This window comes from Acinetobacter sp. NIPH 542 (assembly GCF_000369825.1).
Taxonomy (GTDB): domain Bacteria; phylum Pseudomonadota; class Gammaproteobacteria; order Pseudomonadales; family Moraxellaceae; genus Acinetobacter; species Acinetobacter oleivorans.
Window position 1 is genome coordinate 1084082 of record NZ_KB850206.1, and the last position, 19857, is coordinate 1103938.

Annotated in this window: 20 protein-coding genes; 11 read left to right on the forward strand and 9 right to left on the reverse strand. The window is 37.0% G+C overall.

Annotated features, from left to right (window positions below):
- The first annotated feature begins 193 nt into the window (after nt 1–193).
- The 8 genes from F886_RS10645 to F886_RS10680 all read left to right on the forward strand — a co-directional run bounded on the left by F886_RS10645 (nt 194) and on the right by F886_RS10680 (nt 9450).
- Nucleotides 194–859: an NAD(P)H-binding protein gene (locus F886_RS10645; protein ID WP_005304794.1), complete on the forward strand. Its 666-nt coding sequence runs from the start codon at nt 194–196 to the stop codon at nt 857–859.
- Nucleotides 860–871: 12 nt separating this feature from the next.
- Complete coding sequence (gene rraA / locus F886_RS10650; protein ID WP_005304796.1) at nt 872–1378, forward strand: ribonuclease E activity regulator RraA; 507 nt, start codon at nt 872–874, stop codon at nt 1376–1378.
- 21 nt (nt 1379–1399) lie between these two features.
- Complete coding sequence (locus F886_RS10655) at nt 1400–2182, forward strand: glutathione S-transferase N-terminal domain-containing protein (protein ID WP_081402155.1); 783 nt, start codon at nt 1400–1402, stop codon at nt 2180–2182.
- A 142-nt stretch (nt 2183–2324) separates the two neighbouring features.
- Complete coding sequence (locus tag F886_RS10660) at nt 2325–3257, forward strand: Dyp-type peroxidase (RefSeq protein ID WP_081402244.1); 933 nt, start codon at nt 2325–2327, stop codon at nt 3255–3257.
- A gap of 82 nt (nt 3258–3339) precedes the next feature.
- A complete protein-coding gene (locus F886_RS10665) occupies nt 3340–3696 on the forward strand; it encodes a hypothetical protein (RefSeq protein ID WP_005304803.1) in 357 nt (118 codons plus the stop codon).
- A gap of 134 nt (nt 3697–3830) precedes the next feature.
- The gene (gene mfd / locus F886_RS10670; RefSeq protein WP_005304806.1) at nt 3831–7292 is read left to right on the forward strand and encodes a transcription-repair coupling factor; all 3462 of its coding nucleotides are present in this window, start codon (nt 3831–3833) and stop codon (nt 7290–7292) included.
- 200 nt (nt 7293–7492) lie between these two features.
- On the forward strand, nt 7493–7927 hold the full coding sequence (locus F886_RS10675; RefSeq protein WP_004792657.1) for an HIT domain-containing protein: 435 nt from the start codon (nt 7493–7495) through the stop codon (nt 7925–7927).
- 56 nt (nt 7928–7983) lie between these two features.
- Nucleotides 7984–9450 carry an adenylate/guanylate cyclase domain-containing protein gene (locus F886_RS10680; protein WP_005304820.1) on the forward strand — a complete coding sequence of 489 codons (1467 nt, stop codon included), beginning with the start codon at nt 7984–7986 and terminating at the stop codon, nt 9448–9450.
- 53 nt (nt 9451–9503) lie between these two features.
- Here the strand turns inward: F886_RS10680 and fdx are convergent, their stop codons facing one another.
- The 8 genes from fdx to F886_RS10720 all read right to left on the reverse strand — a co-directional run bounded on the left by fdx (nt 9504) and on the right by F886_RS10720 (nt 15613).
- Nucleotides 9504–9842 (reverse strand): ISC system 2Fe-2S type ferredoxin, encoded by a 339-nt coding sequence (fdx, locus tag F886_RS10685; protein WP_004792653.1) that lies wholly within the window; start codon nt 9840–9842, stop codon nt 9504–9506.
- Between the two features lie 17 nt (nt 9843–9859).
- Nucleotides 9860–11719 (reverse strand): Fe-S protein assembly chaperone HscA, encoded by a 1860-nt coding sequence (gene hscA, locus F886_RS10690; protein WP_005304821.1) that lies wholly within the window; start codon nt 11717–11719, stop codon nt 9860–9862.
- A gap of 38 nt (nt 11720–11757) precedes the next feature.
- Complete coding sequence (gene hscB / locus F886_RS10695) at nt 11758–12276, reverse strand: Fe-S protein assembly co-chaperone HscB (RefSeq protein ID WP_005304822.1); 519 nt, start codon at nt 12274–12276, stop codon at nt 11758–11760.
- A gap of 82 nt (nt 12277–12358) precedes the next feature.
- Entirely contained in the window at nt 12359–12679 is a 321-nt protein-coding gene (gene iscA, locus F886_RS10700) for an iron-sulfur cluster assembly protein IscA (protein ID WP_004792648.1), read from the reverse strand.
- Nucleotides 12680–12709: 30 nt separating this feature from the next.
- On the reverse strand, nt 12710–13096 hold the full coding sequence (iscU, locus tag F886_RS10705; RefSeq protein ID WP_004792646.1) for a Fe-S cluster assembly scaffold IscU: 387 nt from the start codon (nt 13094–13096) through the stop codon (nt 12710–12712).
- Nucleotides 13097–13163: 67 nt separating this feature from the next.
- A complete protein-coding gene (locus F886_RS10710; RefSeq protein WP_005304823.1) occupies nt 13164–14381 on the reverse strand; it encodes an IscS subfamily cysteine desulfurase in 1218 nt (405 codons plus the stop codon).
- Between the two features lies 1 nt (nt 14382).
- Complete coding sequence (locus F886_RS10715; RefSeq protein WP_004792640.1) at nt 14383–14856, reverse strand: Rrf2 family transcriptional regulator; 474 nt, start codon at nt 14854–14856, stop codon at nt 14383–14385.
- 109 nt (nt 14857–14965) lie between these two features.
- Nucleotides 14966–15613: a hypothetical protein gene (locus tag F886_RS10720; protein ID WP_005304824.1), complete on the reverse strand. Its 648-nt coding sequence runs from the start codon at nt 15611–15613 to the stop codon at nt 14966–14968.
- 208 nt (nt 15614–15821) lie between these two features.
- On the opposite strand from F886_RS10720, the gene F886_RS10725 reads away from it, so the two are divergent.
- From F886_RS10725 to F886_RS10735, 3 genes are all read left to right on the forward strand, one after another.
- Nucleotides 15822–16277 carry a phasin family protein gene (locus F886_RS10725; RefSeq protein ID WP_005304825.1) on the forward strand — a complete coding sequence of 152 codons (456 nt, stop codon included), beginning with the start codon at nt 15822–15824 and terminating at the stop codon, nt 16275–16277.
- Nucleotides 16278–16445: 168 nt separating this feature from the next.
- Complete coding sequence (locus tag F886_RS10730) at nt 16446–16718, forward strand: HU family DNA-binding protein (RefSeq protein ID WP_001043034.1); 273 nt, start codon at nt 16446–16448, stop codon at nt 16716–16718.
- 131 nt (nt 16719–16849) lie between these two features.
- Nucleotides 16850–18715 (forward strand): SurA N-terminal domain-containing protein, encoded by a 1866-nt coding sequence (locus F886_RS10735; RefSeq protein WP_005304826.1) that lies wholly within the window; start codon nt 16850–16852, stop codon nt 18713–18715.
- A 48-nt stretch (nt 18716–18763) separates the two neighbouring features.
- On the opposite strand, the gene F886_RS10740 is transcribed toward F886_RS10735, so the two are convergent.
- A complete protein-coding gene (locus tag F886_RS10740; protein ID WP_013198047.1) occupies nt 18764–19708 on the reverse strand; it encodes an AraC family transcriptional regulator in 945 nt (314 codons plus the stop codon).
- Nucleotides 19709–19857 lie beyond the last annotated feature (149 nt).

Genomic DNA, 19857 nt, shown 5'->3' on the forward strand with positions numbered 1-19857 from the left:
AAGTTGGTCTGGGCGGGCTGTGGTCAATCCAGTAAACTGGTGCAACCATCACCAGCCCGTAAACAAGTGCCATATTGTGATGAATAGACACCGTGAAGTCAAGCCTTGAGAGCATTTTAAGCGGTTTTAGGGGCTGCTAAAACCGTAAGAAAAGGTTAAATTTGATACAAACTTAAAGAGGGTTGGATAAAAAATGACTATAAGTACGAAAAAAGCAATTGTGATAGGTGCTACAGGACTTGTGGGTTTAGCTCTTGTTGAACAGCTTGAGCAAACACCAGAATTTGAAGCGATTACTGTTGTGGTAAGAAAAGAATCACAACTACTTAATACATATAAAAAAGTTAATCAGCTGGTTATAGAAGATTTCTTAATGTTGAATGATGAAGATGTGAATGGTCATACTCATGCATTTAGCTGTTTGGGAACAACATTAAAAAATGCAGGCTCAAAACAGGCCTTTTACGTTGTGGATTATGAAATCAATGCTCATTTGGCAGATTTGGTACAAGATAAACATATTCATTTATTGTTAGTGAGCGCACTTGGTGCAAATGCCAATTCACCGATTTTTTATAATAAAGTGAAAGGACAACTAGAAGATTATATTGAAAGTCTACAACTCGAGAAATTATCTATCTTTAGACCATCTTTACTTATTGGTAAACGCAGTGACGTACGGTTTATAGAAGATTTAGGGCAAAGTCTATTTAAATTTATTGAGAATAAATTACAAAAACCATTCAAATATAAACCTGTAACTGCGGAGCAATTGGCTCATACGATGGTCGTAGCGGCGCTAACGCAAATTGAAGCCTTTAAACGATATGATAATCTGAGCATACAGAAAACTCGATAAGGGAGAATAAAAGTGTCGACAGTGCCATTTGTAACATGTGATTTATTAGATGATAACCCTGAAAAAGATTTACAGGTTGTAATTCCTTCAATGGATGGAAAGTTCTTTCAAAGCTATGGTGCACGTAAAACTTTTGGGGGGCAGGTTGTAACAGTAAAGTGCTTTGAAGATAACTCACGTGTAAAAGAGTTATTGGCAACAGATGGTACAGATAAAGTATTAGTTGTGGATGGTGGCGCATCTATGCGCTGTGCACTTATGGGTGATTTGATTGCTGAGTCAGCAGTTAAGAATAACTGGAATGGTGTCGTGATTTACGGTTGTGTACGAGATGTAGATGCGCTTGCAACTTTGGATTTAGGCGTACATGCATTGGCTGCAATTCCGCAAAAAAGTAATCGTAAAGGCATTGGTGAAGTAGATATTAATTTGTATTTTGGTGGTGTCACAATTCAATCAGGTGATTTTATCTATGCTGATAATAATGGAATTGTGATTGCAAAAGAAAAATTAGTCTAATTCTCTAATATAAAGGAACGCATGATGGTGATTCATCAAATTAAAGTACTTCAAGCAGTTGCATCTGCAATTGCTGAAGGTGGTAGGGGCGTAACAGGCACTGCTTTTCCTCAGCAACCTGTAAAAGCTTTGAAACTATATGAATTTGAAGGTTCACCATTTTGCCGCCGCGTTCGTGAAGTGATTACACTTTTGAATCTGGATGTCGAAATTTATCCATGTCCTAAAGGTGGAACAAAGTATCGTTCAGTTGTAAAAGAAAAAGGCGGGAAATTACAATTTCCTTTTTTAATTGATGAAAATACTGGTGATGAGCTATATGAATCACAAGATATTATTCATCATTTATTTAAACACTACGGTAAGACTGGAAAGACACCTCAGAAATTTTCGAGTTACCCGAACATGCCGTATGTGGCATTTGCAGGGACCATATTAAATGGTGCTCGTGGAGTTTGGATAAATAAAAAAATTGTTGATAGAGCTGCGCCTGAGCAAAAACTTGAGTTATGGAGTTTTGAGGCAAGTCCTTATTCAAGAGTCGTAAGAGGTTTGCTCTGTGAACTTGAGCTTCCATATATTTTGCATAATGTGGCAAAAGAAAGATGGCAAGATCAGGGTCCAGCTATTCTTCGTTTAAAACCGGGTAAATATGTACCTTTAAAAGGTGGAAAAAGAGAAAAAATATTGCCTGTCATGCAAGGTAAAATGCAGGTCCCTTATTTGGTAGATCCAAATACTGGAGTGAAGATGTTTGAGTCTGCTCAAATCGTAAAATATTTAAAGAAGCAGTATGGGCGTTAATTAATATCTATTTTAGTAAGAGTTTAAGGCGCTTTACTTAAACTCTTTACAACCTCAGATTTCATTACAAGATGTATGAAAAGAAAATGAGTATGCTAAATTAATAAGGTTAATTACCTAAAAGGCATATTTTATGGAATGTATGAGAATTCAGCCTGTAACGAGCGCTCCTGGTGAAAATGCATTATTTATTGTATTGGGACTGGCTCAAGGTGATTCTGTAATAGAAAAAGTAAAAGATTTTGCTGCTAATTTTTCAGCACTAACCAGAAGTCTATCTAACCGTTATCCAGAAAGTAAATTTAATGCTACGTTGGGTTTTAGTTCAAACGCATGGGATATTTTATTCCCAGAGCAAGCGAAGCCTCAAGAGTTACAACCATTTCAAGAAATTAGAGGCCCGAAATATACGGCTGTCTCAACTCCAGGTGATTTATTTTTTCATATTCGTGCCGATCGCCAGGCTTTATGTTACGAGCTGGGCAATATAATTAATCAACAGCTTGGTAAAGTAACGTATCCAATTGATGAAGTTCATGGTTTTCGTTATTTTGACGGACGTGCAATTATTGGCTTTGTTGATGGAACTGAGAACCCTGAACCCGTTATTGCAGCGCAGTGGGCGTTAGTGGGGAATGAAGATCCTGATTTTATCGGGGGAAGTTATGCTTTTATTCAAAAATATACACATGACATGGAAAAATGGCGTTCATTAACCGATGAAGAGCAAGAAAAAGTCATTGGGCGCAAAAAATTCAATGATGTTGAACTCGATGATGATGAAAAGCCTTTAACTGCTCATAATGTTGTAAGTAAAGCTCATGATGCAGAAGGTAATGAGCTTAAAATTATGCGAGCTAATATGCCTTTTTCAAATCCGTCTAGAAATGAATATGGCACATTCTTTATTGGTTACTCACGTAAATTTAGTACAACCCGACAAATGCTTGAAAACATGTTTTTAGGCAATGAGGATGGTAATCTTGATCGGTTGCTTGACTTTAGTACTGCCCAGACTGGTACATTGTTTTTTGTACCAACTGTCGATTTTCTTGATGATTTAGGCGATGAATAGTCGTTAAATTAGAAGGCTTAAGTCATGGAGGTATTTAGGTTGCTTCCATGACTTAAATTTAAAATTAATATGATGTGATGAAATGTTTAAGAAGATAACTCAGCTTTTTCAAGGCTCAAAACAAACACCAGAACAACTTTACTTGCAAGAGAATCAATTAAAATTTGATTCTGAAGGAGGACCTATCATTAACGATGTAGTAATTAATGAGAAATGGTCAGAACATCTTGAGTATTTCTCAAACCGTAAATTACAAAATTTTGATAATCTTCAGAAGTTATTCCTCATTACTCCACAGATTAATGAAAAAATTGATCTGGAAATCGCAACCCAGCGCTATGTAGAAAGATTAGGAAATACACAAGAAAAGCTACTTCAGCTTAAAGCGATTATACAAATATTAAATCAATATTACGTTTTGTTTTTGCGTGATAAATAATCATAGTTAATTAATTAAAAAATATAAAAAGTAGAGCTAACTAGTAGTTTGATTTTCAAAAAAATAACTCAATTCACTAAAAACATCATGCTACTATTAAGCCTATATCTTCTTAGCTGATAAAAGCCATATACATGTTTCAACAAGAAATCTCTCAATTGAATTTACAACAGCTCAAGGCCGGTGAAAAGCGTTGGGTGGGGTCGTTATTAGGTTCATCTGCTGCATTACTATTTAAGGAAATTGCTGTTCAGCATTCGTCTTTACTTGTTGTGGTTGCAAGAAATAACCAGCATGTAGCTCAATTAGAGAGTGAACTTGAATTTTATGGCATAAAACCAACAATTTTTCCTGATTGGGAAATCTTACCGTATGATCGTTTGTCACCTCATCAAGATATTGTCTCAGAACGCCTCGCAATTTTATCTAATATGCCTCAGAAGGGTGTGTTGCTCCTTTCAGCAAGCACTTTAGCCCAAAGAGTTGCACCATATTCATGGGTTTTAGGTGAGCATTTTGATATTCGTGTAGGTCAAAAATTTGATTTAGAGCAACAGAAATTACGTTTGGTACAAGCTGGTTATCATTTGGTAGATACTGTTTATGACCACGGTGAGTTTGCTGTCCGTGGCAGTATTATGGATATTTTTGCGTCAGGACAAGAAGCACCTATCCGTATTGATCTGTTTGATGATGAAATTGATACGTTAAAATTCTTTGATCCAGAAACTCAAAGAACGACTACAGCTTTAAAAAGTTTTACAGTTTTACCTGCAAAAGAATTCCCGTTAAAAGAAGCTCGCTCAATTTTTAGAGATCGATATTCTGAACTTTTTCCTACTGCTAATCCTAAGAAAAACCCGATTTATCAAGATGTCTTAGAGGGAATTGCTTCACCAGGAATTGAATTTTATTTACCATTATTTTTTGATAAAGCACAAATGCAATCGCAAAGTACACTTACAACGTACTTACCAAAGAATTGCATTGTAATTACAACTACTGATTTAGATACCGATTTAACTAATTTTTGGAAAGAAGTTTTCCGTCGCTACGAAGACAGACGTCATAATGTAGATCAGCCAATTCTTCCTCCTGAAGAACTATTTATTGCTCCAAACCATTTGCTCAGTGCTTTAAACCAGTTTCCTCGTATGCTTGTAAGTGCCGAATTGGTTGAAGAAAAAGCTGGCGCATTAAATCTTAAGGCTGAGCAACCTCCAAAATTAGCAGTCGATCCTAAAAAGGAAAAACCGTTTACCGTCGTTAAAAAATATATTGATGAAGCAAATCATCCCGTTTTATTGGTTGCAGAAAGTGCAGGCCGACGTGAAAGCTTAAGAGATGGTTTACGTGCTAGTCTGGGAGATATCCCTAGTGTAGACAGTTTTGAACAATTTCAAACGAGTCAGTTTGCGATTGCTATTACAAATGCACCGCTCGACCGTGGCTTACTTTTAACAGACCAATTAACTGTTATTTCAGAAAATCAGTTATATGAACATCGGGTAGTTCAGCGTCGTCGTAAACGTCAGCAAGAAGTTTCAGAAGAGTTCTTAATTCGCAGTTTGACTGAACTCAGTATTGATGCCCCAGTTGTTCATATTGATCATGGTGTGGGACGTTATGCAGGATTAGTTACTTTAGCAATTGAAGGGCAAGATTATGAATTCTTGCAACTCAATTATGCTGAAGGGGCAAAAGTTTATGTTCCTGTGACTAATTTGCATCTGATCAGTCGCTATAGTGGTGGAGATCCAGATTTAGCGCCACTTCATAAAATTGGTAGTGATGCATGGAGTAAAGCTAAACGCAAAGCTTTAGAGCAAATTCATGATGTTGCAGCCGAACTATTACATATACAAGCACGTCGTCAGTCAAAACCTGGTTTTGGTTTCGAACTCGATCAATCGCTTTATATGCAATTTGCCAGTGGATTTGCCTATGAGGAAACACTCGATCAGGCGAATGCTATTGAAGCGACGCTTCACGATATGCAACAAGCTAGACCTATGGATAGACTTGTTTGTGGTGATGTAGGTTTCGGTAAAACTGAAGTGGCAATGCGAGCCGCGTTCGTTGCTGTGCAAAATGGCAAACAAGTTGCTGTTTTAGTACCTACGACTTTACTTGCACAACAACATTATGAGTCTTTTAAAGATCGTTTTGCTGATTGGCCTGTGCGTATTGAAGTGCTATCACGCTTTGGCTCAAGTAAAACCCATACAAAAAATATTGAAGATTTAATTGCTGGTAAAGTTGATATTGTGGTGGGGACACATAAACTTTTACAAGAAAATGTGCAATTTAAAGATTTGGGCCTAATGGTAGTCGATGAAGAACATCGATTTGGTGTGCGTGATAAAGAACGTATCAAAGCATTACGAGCAGATGTAGATATGCTGACGCTTACCGCAACACCAATCCCACGAACTTTAAATATGGCTTTTTCGGGAATGCGTGATCTATCTATCATTGCTACACCACCAGCCCGTCGTTTAGCCGTTAAAACCTTTGTGCAAGAGCATACAGAAGCCTCTGTGAAAGAGGCGATTTTGCGTGAGTTACTACGTGGTGGCCAAGTATATTTCTTACACAATGAAGTCGATACGATTGAACGGGCTGCTGAAAACATCCGTGTTCTTGTGCCTGAAGCTCGTGTGGCAGTCGCTCATGGACAAATGAGAGAAAGAGAGCTCGAACAAGTGATGCAGCAGTTCTATCACAAAGAGTTTAACGTATTAGTATGTTCAACCATTATTGAAACCGGAATTGATGTTCCAAATGCCAACACAATTTTGATAGAAAGGGCCGATAAGCTTGGTTTGGCTCAATTACATCAATTACGTGGACGTGTAGGGCGTTCACATCACCAAGCCTATGCTTATTTGTTAGTTCCTTCTATAAAACATTTAAAAGGTGATGCAGAAAAACGTTTGGACGCAATCCAACGTGCCTCTACACTCGGTGCTGGCTTTATGTTAGCTACAGAGGATTTAGAAATTCGTGGTGCTGGTGAGCTTTTAGGTGAACAACAAAGCGGTTCAATGCAGGCAATCGGATATAGTTTGTATATGGAAATGCTTGAAAAAGCCACTAAGGCGATTCAGCAAGGAAAAACACCGAATTTTGATGCGCCTTTATCGCTGACTGCGGAAATTAATTTACATATTCCGGCACTGATTCCAGATGAGTATTTAGGAGATGTGCATCAGCGTTTATTGTTCTATAAACGTATTAGTAATACAGATACACAAGAAAAACTCGATAATATCCGTATGGAACTCATTGATCGTTTTGGGGTTCCGCCGCAATCAGTTAAACATTTGTTTACTGTTCATCAGATTCGCTTGAAAGCAGAGCAACTGGGTATCACAAAAATCGATATTAATACTCAAGGTGGTAATATTGAATTTTCACCTGATACACCTGTTCAGGCGATTAGCATTATTCAGCTGATGCAAAAGCATCCGACTTATTATCGTATGGAAGGTGGTCAGCGCTTAAAAGTGATGGTACAGCTTGAAGAACATGAGAAGCGCATTCAATTTATTAATGATTTGCTAGCTAAATTATTAAATGAATTACATGCTTAAATAGTGTTTTAAAGTGATTTTCATCTCATACAATTTTTTTGTAAGCTGATATCAGAATTTTATGCACGATTTCTCGGATCACAGGGGAATAAGTGCATAAAATCATTGTTATTTGTAATCAAACCAGACACTAGCAATACTCACATCAAAACTGATGTGATAGTATTAGCCATTATTGTTTATTGTCATTTATAAAAGATATGTTTAGTTTGCATCCACAACTTGCTCAAGATACTTTTTTTGTAGGCGATTTTCCGCTTTCAACATGTCGTTTAATGAATGATATGCAATTCCCGTGGTTGATTTTAATCCCTCGTGTACCGGGAATCACAGAATTATATGAATTGAGCCAAGCTGATCAAGAACAGTTTTTACGTGAATCAAGTTGGTTATCTAGCCAGCTAGCTCGAGTATTCCGTGCTGATAAAATGAATGTTGCAGCTTTAGGTAACATGGTACCTCAGTTGCATTTCCATCATGTTGTACGTTATCAAAATGATGTTGCATGGCCTAAGCCAGTTTGGGGAACACCTGCAGTTCCATATACAAATGATGTACTGGCTCATATGCGTCAAACCCTTATGCTTGCTTTACGTGGTCAAGGTGATATGCCTTTTGATTGGCGCATGGATTAAATCAATGCAATGCCACATTTATATGAATGTGGCTACATTGAGGTGTGGAGGACAGGGTGCAATTAGAGAGGTTTATCGATAGAGAGCCTAAGCAGTTTGCATATTTTCATCGTTTGATGGGATATTCAATTCTGTCCTTAATTTTAGTGATCTATGCTTTTACCTCACCTAATACAAATTATCAGATCTACGTTCCTCCTTTATTTCTCTTTTTACTTTTTATCAGTTCGAAGTTAGAACATTGGCTTCAATACCAATTTGATAAGAAAACTCAAAAAAGTGTCTTTTTTGCAATTGATGCAATTGTTGTAGCAGTTACCTTAGCGGGTCTGCATCTTAATTTAGTCCCTACATTTATTGCAGTATTTGCATTATTTTATTCTGCAATTAATAGTCGTATTTCTTTCGCAGTCATTTGTTTGACGAGTCTGCTAGGCGCGATTGTCTTTTATTTAAGTACTTTTTTCCTTTTTGGTTTTTATACATATTTTGAACCTACTAGCCAAGAGTTAACTGTAATTACACTCTTGGGTTTGGTCATGTTTATTACCATTGGAAATTACTACCAACATCGTTGGGTTAAAAAAATCAGTCAGCAGCGTCAACATTATTATGATCAAATGACCCGCTATATTGCTTTTGCTAATCAGTTAAGCCGTTATGCACCACTACAGTTGTGGCAATCTATCATGCGCGGTGAGGCGGAGGCAAAAATTGAATATAAACGAAAAAAAATGACTGTATTTTTTTCGGATATTCAGGGTTTTACAGAGTTATCAGAAACTTTAATTCCTGATGATTTGGCATTTTTGCTTAATGACTATCTAAGCCATATGACGGAAATTGCCAAGCAGTATGAAGCTACTGTTGACAAATTTATGGGGGATGCCATCCTCATATTTTTTGGTGATCCGAATTCTCAAGGGGTAGAACAAGATGCAAAAGCCTGTGTAGAAATGGCAATCACTATGCGTCAGCAAATGAAATTACTGCGTGAGCGTTGGAAAAAAATGGGCTACTCAGCCTTACATATTCGCATGGGAATTAGTACTGGTTACTGCCACGTAGGGAATTATGGGGCAACACATCGTATGGCTTATACTATTGTAGGTCGTGATGTGAATTTAGCTGCTCGTTTACAATATGCTGCTGAAATTGATGAAATTTTAATTTCAGATGATACTTATCAATTAATTAAAAGTGATTTTCTTTGTGCTCCAAAAACCCCAATTTACTTAAAAGGTATTCAAGGGGCTGTGAAGACATGGCAAGTAATGGAGAAATACACAGGGAATAAGTCAGATCATCAGCAATGGTTCGACTATGAATATAAAGGCTTCCATTTAGTCCTTAATTTAGAAGAAGTACAAAACTATGAGTACCCTGAATTAGTAGAAGTGCTTGAGAAAATGATTCAACGACTTAAAGTTCAACAAACTTTAATTAATACTCAAGGTATTGCACGTTTGAGACTTGAAGATGAAGTTAAGCCTATTGAAATTGATCAACAAGATCAGGTTTAAAGCTTAAAACATGAAGAAAAAAAAAGCTGCTTTTAAAAGCAGCTTTTTTATTTTTAATGACTTTCGGAAGCGTGATTGATTGTATATTTAGGAATCTCAATTTCTAAATCTTCATCAACAATCTTCACTTGGCAAGAGAGACGAGAATCTGGTTCAAGACCCCAAGCGCGATCTAAAAGATCTGCTTCAACATCATCCATTTCTTCTAGGCTGTCAAAACCCTTGCGAACGACTACGTGACAAGTTGTACATGCACACGACATGTCACAAGCGTGTTCAATTTTAATTCCTCGATCAAGCAAACTTTGACAAAGATTTGCATTTTGTTCAACTTCAAATTCTGCGCCTTCAGGGCAAAACTGAGCATGAGGAAGTACTTTAATACGGGGCATATTGATCACCTATACCTTTAGTTTGAATTTGACCAATCTTCAAGTTTTGTACCTTTTAAGGCGTGGTCAATATGTCGATTCATACGTAGTGCGGCAAAAGCATCACTATGTACTTTAAGTTGTTCTACAGCTTTTTCAATTGCTTGAATATCATTGCCTTCAAGCTGAACTTTTAGCACATTTTTAGCAGTTTTAAGTGCTTCAAGCTGCTCATCATTAAGCAAATCAGCATCAACTTTGAGAGCTTGTTCTAATGCTTCAAGTTCACGTTGGGCTTCAACTTTGGTTTCTTTTAAATGGCGTAGATTTTTATCTTCTTCCGCGTGTTGGAAACCTTCAATTAATAAGCGCTCAGTATCAGATTCTGATAAGCCATAAGATGGTTTAATATCAATTTGAGCCTGTACACCTGAAGTTGTTTCACGAGCTGAAACAGTGAGTAGACCATCTGCATCTACCTGGAAAGTAACTTCAATACGTGCTTGACCAGCAGTCATTGGTGGAATGCCGTAAAGGACAAATTTTCCTAATGAACGACAATGTTCTACCAAATCTCGTTCACCTTGAACCACATGAATAAGCATGGCAGTTTGGCCATCTTGATAAGTTGTGAATTCTTGACGACGTGCAACTGGAATAGCAGTATTACGTGAAATAAGGCGCTCTACTAATCCACCCATGGTTTCTAGACCAAGTGAAAGAGGAGTTACGTCTAAAAGTAATGAACCGTCTTGAGTATTTCCAATTAATTGGTTGGCAGTAATTGAAGCACCAATTGCAACCACTTCATCAGGGTTGATCGTGCAAAGGGGTTCTTGATTAAATACATTACGAACCGCTTGTTGAACAGCATACGAACGCGTAGAGCCACCCACTAAAACAACATTTTGAATATCTGATAATTCAAGTTTTGCATCACGTAAAACACGCTTACAAACACTGATTGTTTTATCTAAAGCAACTTGAATAATACTTTCAAAAGTTGGACGGTCCAGTGTTAACACATTTTCAAGTAATTTTAACTGAACTGATTCTTGAGTAGATAATTGTTCTTTAGCTTGACGAGCAGCAACCATAAATACTGCATATGCTTCATCGCTCAAAGTATCAATATCTAACTGCTTTTTAGCCCATTTAACAATGAGACGGTCTAAATCGTCACCACCTAGAGCAGTGTGGCCACCAGTAGCTAATACTTCAAAGACACCTTGTGAGAAACGCAAGATTGATACGTCAAAAGTACCACCACCTAAATCATAAATTACGTAGTTATGATCTGTAGCTAAATTAGTTTCTTGGTCTAAACCATAAGCCACAGCAGCAGCAGTCGGCTCATTTAATAAACGTAATACATTTAAACCAGCAAGTTGTGCTGCATCACGAGTTGCTTGTCGCTGAGCTTCATCAAAATAGGCAGGAACAGTAATAACTGCGCCATTTACTGGATTTTGTAGGCTAGTTTCAGCACGATCTTTTAATTGTTTTAAAATTTCTGCAGAAATTTCAACAGGGGTTTTACGACCAGCACGTGTTTCAAAAGCTGGCATCTCATTTTCAGAACCAATTAATTCATATGGATGCTGAAATTTGATATCTGCTTTTGAACGACCCATAAAGCGTTTTACAGAAACAATTGTATTTTTCGGGTCGGCAATAAGGAAAGGCTTTGCTTCTTCACCATAGTGAGTTGCATCATTTCCATAGTGCACAATAGAAGGAAGGAGTCTTCTTTCTTTTTCATCATTGAGTACTTTAGGCTTGCCTGATAACACTGTCGCAACTAAGGAGTGTGTTGTTCCTAGGTCGATACCAATCGCAATGCGGTGTTGGTGTGGGGCACTGGATTGACCCGGTTCAGCAATTTGCAAAAGTGCCATGAGTTAAATCCCTTGAATATAAATTGGAAAAAGCAAAATTAAAAATCGTCGTCTAAATCAAAGTTGTCTTCGTCATCCAACATTTGATCTTCTGCTTTTTCAATATCATTAAGAACGCGCTGAAAGAACCGTAATTTACGTACAGTATCGCGAGCTTCACCCCAGTCTTCATCTGAGTAATCAATTTTAAATTCGCGAACTAAACTTTCTATCCATTGAAACACTTCTTGTTTAAGAGTGCTTAGATGTTCTGGGGAGGTTGCTTCATCAAGTTGCTCGCGAAGTTCCAAAGCTGATTGTAAGAACTCAAAATCGCTAATAGATTGATCAAGGTGATGATCTTGCTTTTTTAATGCTAAAAGATAAGCTGCGCGGCTATCTACTTGCGATAATGTTTTAAAAGCTTGATTGATTTCACTTGATTTGATCAATGCCTGATTTTTATCTTCTGCTTTATCTGGATGATATTGCTGCTGCAAATTCAAGAAACTAGATTTTAAGCTCGCCAAATCGATATCGAGTTCTACGGGTAAATTGAACAACTCAAAATGATTCATTAGAAAGGAGGTCCACGTTAATTAAATACATTAAAACAGTGCTAAAAAGACACTGTTTTAATGAGAGATGGAAGGAGAAGGGTTATACAGTGAAAGACTCACCACAACCACATTCGCCTTTTTTATTAGGGTTGTTAAATTCGAACCCTTCATTAAGGCCATTTTTGACATAGTCCATTTCTAAGCCTTCTAAATAGACATGACTTTTTGGATCTACAAATACCTTAACGCCAAATTGTTCGAAAACTTCGTCATGCTCATCGACAGAATCAACAAATTCAAGAACGTAAGCCAACCCAGAACAGCCAGAAGTTTTCACACCCACGCGAATGCCTTCACCCTTACCTCGATTCTTGAGATAATTGCTAATATGAGTCGCAGCATTTTCAGTTAAATGAATCATGAAAACTCCAACGTTTACAGTAATAACAAATTAAGCTTTTGATTTTTTAGTGCGGTAATCTTCAATCGCAGCTTTAATCGCATCTTCAGCTAGTACAGAGCAGTGAACTTTTACTGGTGGAAGAGCAAGCTCAGTTGCGATATCAATATTCTTGATTGCTTGAGCTTCATCAAGAGTTTTACCTTTTAACCACTCAGTTACAAGTGAGCTAGAAGCAATTGCTGAACCACAGCCATAAGTTTTAAAGCGTGCTTCTTCAATCACACCGCTATCGTTTACTTGAATTTGTAAACGCATCACGTCGCCACATGCTGGTGCACCCACCATGCCTGTACCTACATTTTCAGAGTTTTTGTCTAAAACACCAACATTACGAGGGTTTTCGTAATGATCAATTACCTTTTCGCTATAAGCCATTTCGCTTCTCCAAACCTCGGGGTCAGCCTAATATTAATATGAGGATAAAAACACTAATTTCAATGAATTAGTGTTCAGCCCATTCAACTGTAGAAAGATCGATACCTTCTTTGTACATATCCCAAAGCGGAGAAAGTTCACGTAATTTCTCAACAGCGGCTTTGGTAATTGTAAGCACATGGTCAATATCTTCTTCAGTTGTGTATTTACCAAAACTGAAGCGGATAGAGCTGTGTGCTAGCTCATCAGATAAACCTAATGCGCGAAGAACGTATGAAGGCTCTAAAGTTGCAGAAGTACAAGCAGAACCACTTGATACAGCAGCATCTTTGAGCGACATCATTAAAGATTCACCTTCAACAAAGTTAAAGCTGACATTTAAATAGTTAGCAACGTTTTGAGTTGGATGGCCATTTAAGAAAACTTGTTCAAGATCTTGTAAACCATTCCAAAGCTTGTCGCGAAGCTTGCGAATACGCTCTTGTTCTGCTTGCATTCTTTTGCCAGCAATCTCAAAAGCTTCACCCATACCTACAATTTGATGAGTCGCTAAAGTACCAGAACGCATACCACGCTCATGACCACCGCCATGAATTTGTGCTTTTAAACGAACACGTGGACTACGACGTACATATAATGCACCGATACCTTTTGGACCATAAATTTTATGAGCTGAGAAACTCATTAGGTCAATTTTCATAGTAGATAGATCAATTTCAACTTTACCAGCAGCTTGAGCAGCATCTACATGAAAGAAGGTTTTATTGGCACGTGTTAATTCACCAATTGCTGCTACATCTGTAACTGTACCGATTTCGTTGTTTACCATCATAAGAGAAACAAGAACAGTATCAGGACGAAGGGCAGCTTTTACCATTTCAGGGGTAATTAAACCAGTTTGTGGTTCTGGTTCTAAATAAGTAATTTCAAAACCTTGGTCTTCTAATTCACGACAAGGATCTAGAACAGCTTTGTGTTCAATTTTACTTGTAATGATATGCTTGCCTTTAGATGCATAAAATTGCGCTACACCTTTTAGAGCAAGGTTATCTGATTCAGTTGCACCAGAAGTCCAAACGATTTCACGTGGATCAGCTTTAATTAAATTTGCAACTTGCTCACGTGCATATTCAACTTTCTCTTCTGCCTGCCAGCCATAAGCATGGGAACGAGATGCAGCATTACCAAAGGTACCGTCGAAAGTTAAACACTCCATCATACGTTCTGCAACTTGCGGATCTACTGGAGTGGTTGCTGCGTAATCAAGATAAATTGGACGTTTCATATCAAATACCTGTACCCGATAAAAGAGCTGAATCTATGCCAGTCACATTTTGGCGTAATGCAACAGTTTGAACGTTGTCTCGGCTAATGAGGTCGGCAAGAGAGATTTTTGCTAAATAGTCGGCAATATGATGAGAGAGTTCTTGCCATAAATCGTGTGTGAGACACATTGCACCATTTTGGCAGTTACCTTTATGGTCGCAACGAGTTGCATCAACAGTTTCATTTACAGCTTCAATAATTTCTAACACAGTAATTTCATCAGCATTTCGAGCCAAATGATAACCACCATTTGCACCACGAACACTAGAAACTAACCCATGACGCTTAAGTTTTGCGAATAACTGTTCTAAATAAGCAACTGAAATGGATTGGCGAGCTGCAATTTCGGCGAGCGTGATCGTTTGTTCAGTTGGCTGCAAAGCTAAATCAAGTAGAGCAGTCACTGCGTAGCGACCGCGAGTTGTAAGGCGCATGATTCGATACACATGTTAAGACTAGATAATAGGATTTTATGAATCCCGACTAAAATAGTCAAGTTTTTTTATTTTTAATTCAAGTGCAGGAACAAAATGGAAAAATAATTTAAGCAACCCACAAATTATATATGAAATAAACAATAAATATCAGGCTAATTATACCAAAGGAGAAGTTAATATTTCGTTGACGATGCTGTAAGCGAGTAATTCGATTTTGATATTGTTTAATTTCCACATGAAGCGAATTGATTTCTGATCGTTGTTGATCAATTTTTTCAAGCAATGGGGCAATTCTTTTGCGTGAAGCAAGAGCTTCAGCTTCATCATCAGGTGTATTAAACCATTGCTTCCAGTCCGCTAAAAGTTTAGGCAGAGTAAGGTGTGAAATTAAGTCTAATAACTCTTTTTTAGTTTCTTCATCACCATCAATACGCATATTTTTAAGACTGCGCTGGTTTGAAAAAGCGAAAATCTTAATTAAATCGATAAGAGTACTATTGATTTCAAGATCAATACGTCGGTCAAAAGAATGGATATCGAATAGCAAACCCTTTTCTGTAAATTGAACATAAAAGTCAAAAAAAGGTAGATAGCTATTGATACGAATAGTCGTTTTGTTTGAAATAAACTTTTTCGCTTGCAAGCGAAGAACACCATCGTGGGTGAGAATAAATGAAAAGAAAGTTTCTAAAATAATTAGAACGATATTCAGCAACAGACGGGGATGTTTTTGTCTTTGTTGCGTTTCACTCATAAAAGTTTATCCTTACAAATAGCAGTTAACCGAAGAATGGGACATCCTATCCCAAACTTAACACAATGTCGTGTTAAATATATTTACATGACTTAATTGCTTTGTAGAACAGTTTTGTAAATGGATCAAGTCTTTACTTTGATATTATAGAAATATTTTGTGGTCAAATCAGTCATCATCTCTCTCATCTGATTAGGAGTTTAGATTAATGGATAATGCAAATATAGATACGCAGGCAGAAGAGTCAGAAGAAAAAAATAAATTAAAATCAAGAAGTTCAAGAAAATCAGCTTTGGATTTTAGAAAGTATACCAAGCAAATTTGGTTGGCTGGGTTAGGAGCTTTTTCACGCGCAGAAGAAGAGGGCAACAAACTCTTTGATTCCTTAGTCAAAGTTGGTGAAGAACTAGAGTCAAAAACTGGAGACTTAGCAGATAACACCGTAGGTAAAGTCACAGAAAAAGCAAAAGAATCTGTATCTGAAACAAAAGATAAAGTAGAGAAAATTCTTGATACCAGTGTGAACCATTCTTTAAACCGGATTGGATTGGTCACTCCAAAGGATTTACAGCACATTGAACAGCTCTTGGTACAGCTTCATATTAAGGTGGATGCTTTAATAGAAGAAAACCAACAATTGAAAGAAAAATTGAATAAAAAGTAAAAAATGTTGGGATTTAGCAAATATATAACAGTTTTTTAGCATTTATTTTCGCTAAAAGCCCTGCTCTAGTATTGCGTTTTCCCCCAAAGCATTGCTATAAAGGCGTCATGGCCTTTTAAACTATAGCCTTGGACCTTAAACAAACGATATTAAGAGGATGTTTTATTCATGAATAAATCAGAATTAATCGATGCAATTGCTGAAAAAGGGGGAGTATCTAAGACTGATGCAGGCAAGGCACTCGATGCGACAATTGCGTCAATTACTGAAGCACTTAAAAAAGGTGACACAGTAACTTTAGTTGGTTTTGGTACTTTCAGTGTTAAAGAACGTGCTGCACGCACTGGTCGTAACCCTAAAACTGGTGAAGAGCTTCAAATTAAAGCAACAAAAGTACCTAGCTTCAAAGCTGGTAAAGGTCTTAAAGATTCAGTAGCTTAATCTTTTAAGATGATTAAACGCGCCAATATAGGCGCGTTTTTTATTAAAAATCTGAATTGACCAATATTGCTCATTCATTGATTGTGGTTTTTCAGTTAAAATTCTCCTCGAAATAAAATATTGGAATACTTATGGAATCGTTTCGTACAGTCATTAAGGGTTGGCTCGGCAAAGTCCTTCTAATTTTGTTTTTGACCCCTTTAGCACTTGTAGGTATTGAAGGATATTTTAATAGGGGAAACAAGGCTGATGTTGCAAAAACAGTAAATGGCCAAGAAATATCTAAAAAAGACCTTGAAACTTTAACTCAGTCTTACAAAGAACAATATTTAGCTGCTGTTAAAGGCGATGAGAGTTTACTTAATTTGCCTGTTATTCAGGCTAAGGCACTCGATATTTTAGTGTCGCGTAATTTACTAATTCAACAAGCTGAGAAATTAGGTATCTCACTTAGTGATACTCAAATTGAGCAAATGTTAGCTCAACAGCCTAGTTTGCAAGAGAATGGACAGTTCTCGCAAAAACTCTATGAAAATTACTTACGTTCTATTGGTATGACAAGTCAGGGCTTAATTGCTAGTCTTCGTCAAGATCATGCTTTAAAAATGCTAACGTCAACTTTTTCTGATTACTCTTTAGTAAGTAAAGTTGATTTAATGCAAATTGCGAATTTGCAAACTGAACAACGTACATTACATTTGGCTAGTATTAAATTAGATGGTTATAAAACTGGTTTAACTGCTTCTAATCAAGAAGCTACAGATTATTACAACAAACACCAAAATGAGTTCAAACAACAATCTTCTGTTGATGTGGATTATGTGGTTGTGTCGCCATCACTAATGGCTAAACCAGCTCCTGCAACTGAAGCTGAACTGCAACAAGCGTATAGCAAGTTTGTTGAGACTCAGAAAAAAGATGCTAAACGTACTGTGAAGCATATTTTAATTACTACAGATGCTCGTGATGATGCCGCAGCTCAAAAACTTGCTAAAGAAGTATATGCGAAAATTCAAGGCGGTCTGACATTTGCACAAGCTGCATCTCAGTTCTCTGAAGATCCAAGTTCGAAAGCAAAAGGTGGTTTAGTTGAAGCATATGCACCAGGTGTTTTTTCCGATGCATTTGATAAAACTGTAGTGAGCCTGAAAAATGGACAGATTTCTCAACCAGTAAAAACTCAATATGGTTATCATATTATTGAGGCAGAAACTCAAGCTAATCAAATCCCTTCATTTGAAGCTGAAAAGGCGCGTTTAACTGCTGAGGTTGAAAAGAATAAAGTTGCGACTGTTTATTCAGATACTGTAAACAGTTTAAATGAAACGATTGTTGGTAATGACTCTTTAGAAGCTGTTGTACAAGAAGTAAAAGGTACAAAAGTTGAATCATTAAATGGCGTAACTTTAGCTACACAAAATCCATATTTAAGTGATCCAAACGTTAAAATTAAATTGTTTAATGATGACGTGAAAAATGGTGACCGTAATGCATCATCTAATATTCAATTAGCGAATGGTAATACGGTATGGGTTAAAGTACGTGATTATCATGCTGCTGGTGTAAAACCTTTAGCACAGGCGATGAATGAAGCAAAAGCAAAAGTTATCGATGAAAAAGCGCGTAAAGCTGTTCAAGCTAAAATTGCTACAATGCTAGCTGAATTTAAAACTCAACCAGCAGATCAAGTAGTTGCTAAAAATAAAGTAGCATTTGAATCGGCTGGCGTATTTAGTCGTTCACAAGGATTAAAGCGTGAAATTGAGCGCGCGGCATTTAGTGCAGCTACACCTAAGCCAGGTATGTGGTCTGTTACAACTGCAAATTTACCAAATGAGCTAGTTGTTGTTGCAGTTTCAAATGTAAACTCATCTGCTGCTAATGCTATTCCTGCTGATCAGTTACAGCAATTAAAGCAACTTTATCGTCAGTCACGTGGTCAACAAATATTGGAAGATTACAGTCAATATTTAAAATCACATGCGAAAATTAAATAATAATTTGATTCAATAAAAAAAGCGCCTCGGCGCTTTTTTTATTGGCAGTTAATCTAAGCTGTGCCCAATATATTGCTGTCTATATTGTTTAGGAGATAAATCAAAAATTCGCTTAAATGCCTGACTAAAGGCGGTTTCGGATGAATAGCCAACCTTATTTGATATTTGCTGAATTGATAAGTTGCTTGTTCGTAAATACTGACTGGCTAAACGGAAACGATAATGTTGTAAATACGTTAGAGGTGGCTCACCAATAATACTACTAAACAAATTTGCAAATTTAGAACGTGACATACAGCATTGTTCAGCTAAAGATTCAACTGTCCATGTAACTTCTGGCTGGCTATGAATCGCAGATAATGCATTGCTTAGTTCGGGATGAGTTAAGGCACTTAACCAGTTTTGTTGATCTGTCATCTGTTGAATATGATCGCGAATACATTCAATGAGCAAAATACTGACTAAGTGATCAATAATTTTGTCGTGACCTGGCCTGATTTTTTGAGTTTCAATTGCTAAAAAATAAAGCCCAATTTGTAGCCATTCGGGTGGAGTGGTTTGATTTTCATGCTGAATATGCATGATGGATGGCAGGGCATTAATAAGTGGCCCAGCCATATGAGTATCGATTTGGCAGCGTAAAGATAGCAATAATGTATTATCTGGAGATGAAGTACCAAATTCGATGGCATCTTGTCTATGACCATTAAAAAGCGACGTTATATCTAAAGAATCTACCAACTTACTCGCTGTTGATTTTGAGTCAGTCGCACTATGTGCTTTCCCTGAAGGAATTAAAATAATATCACCAGCAGTCGCAGTTATTTTTTCTGAAGTGTTAAGTTGAATATATACAGAACCAGTTAAAACAATATAAGCAAGTAAAGCAGATTGATCTTGTGTTTTAAAAGCCCATTCTCCTTGCGCTTTTAAATAGATGTATTCAGACTTATTCAGGTGAATATCATCAAAAAATTTACTTAGTGCATCCATATTTAAATGATCAATCATTATTTTAATAAAATTATAGTGAGCTATAAGAATAGATCAACATGTGTTTTTAGGACAGAAAAGTGGAAGAAAATGCCAAAGACTTTAACATAGGTTTTTTGGACGGTTACTACTGTTAACTAAACACTATT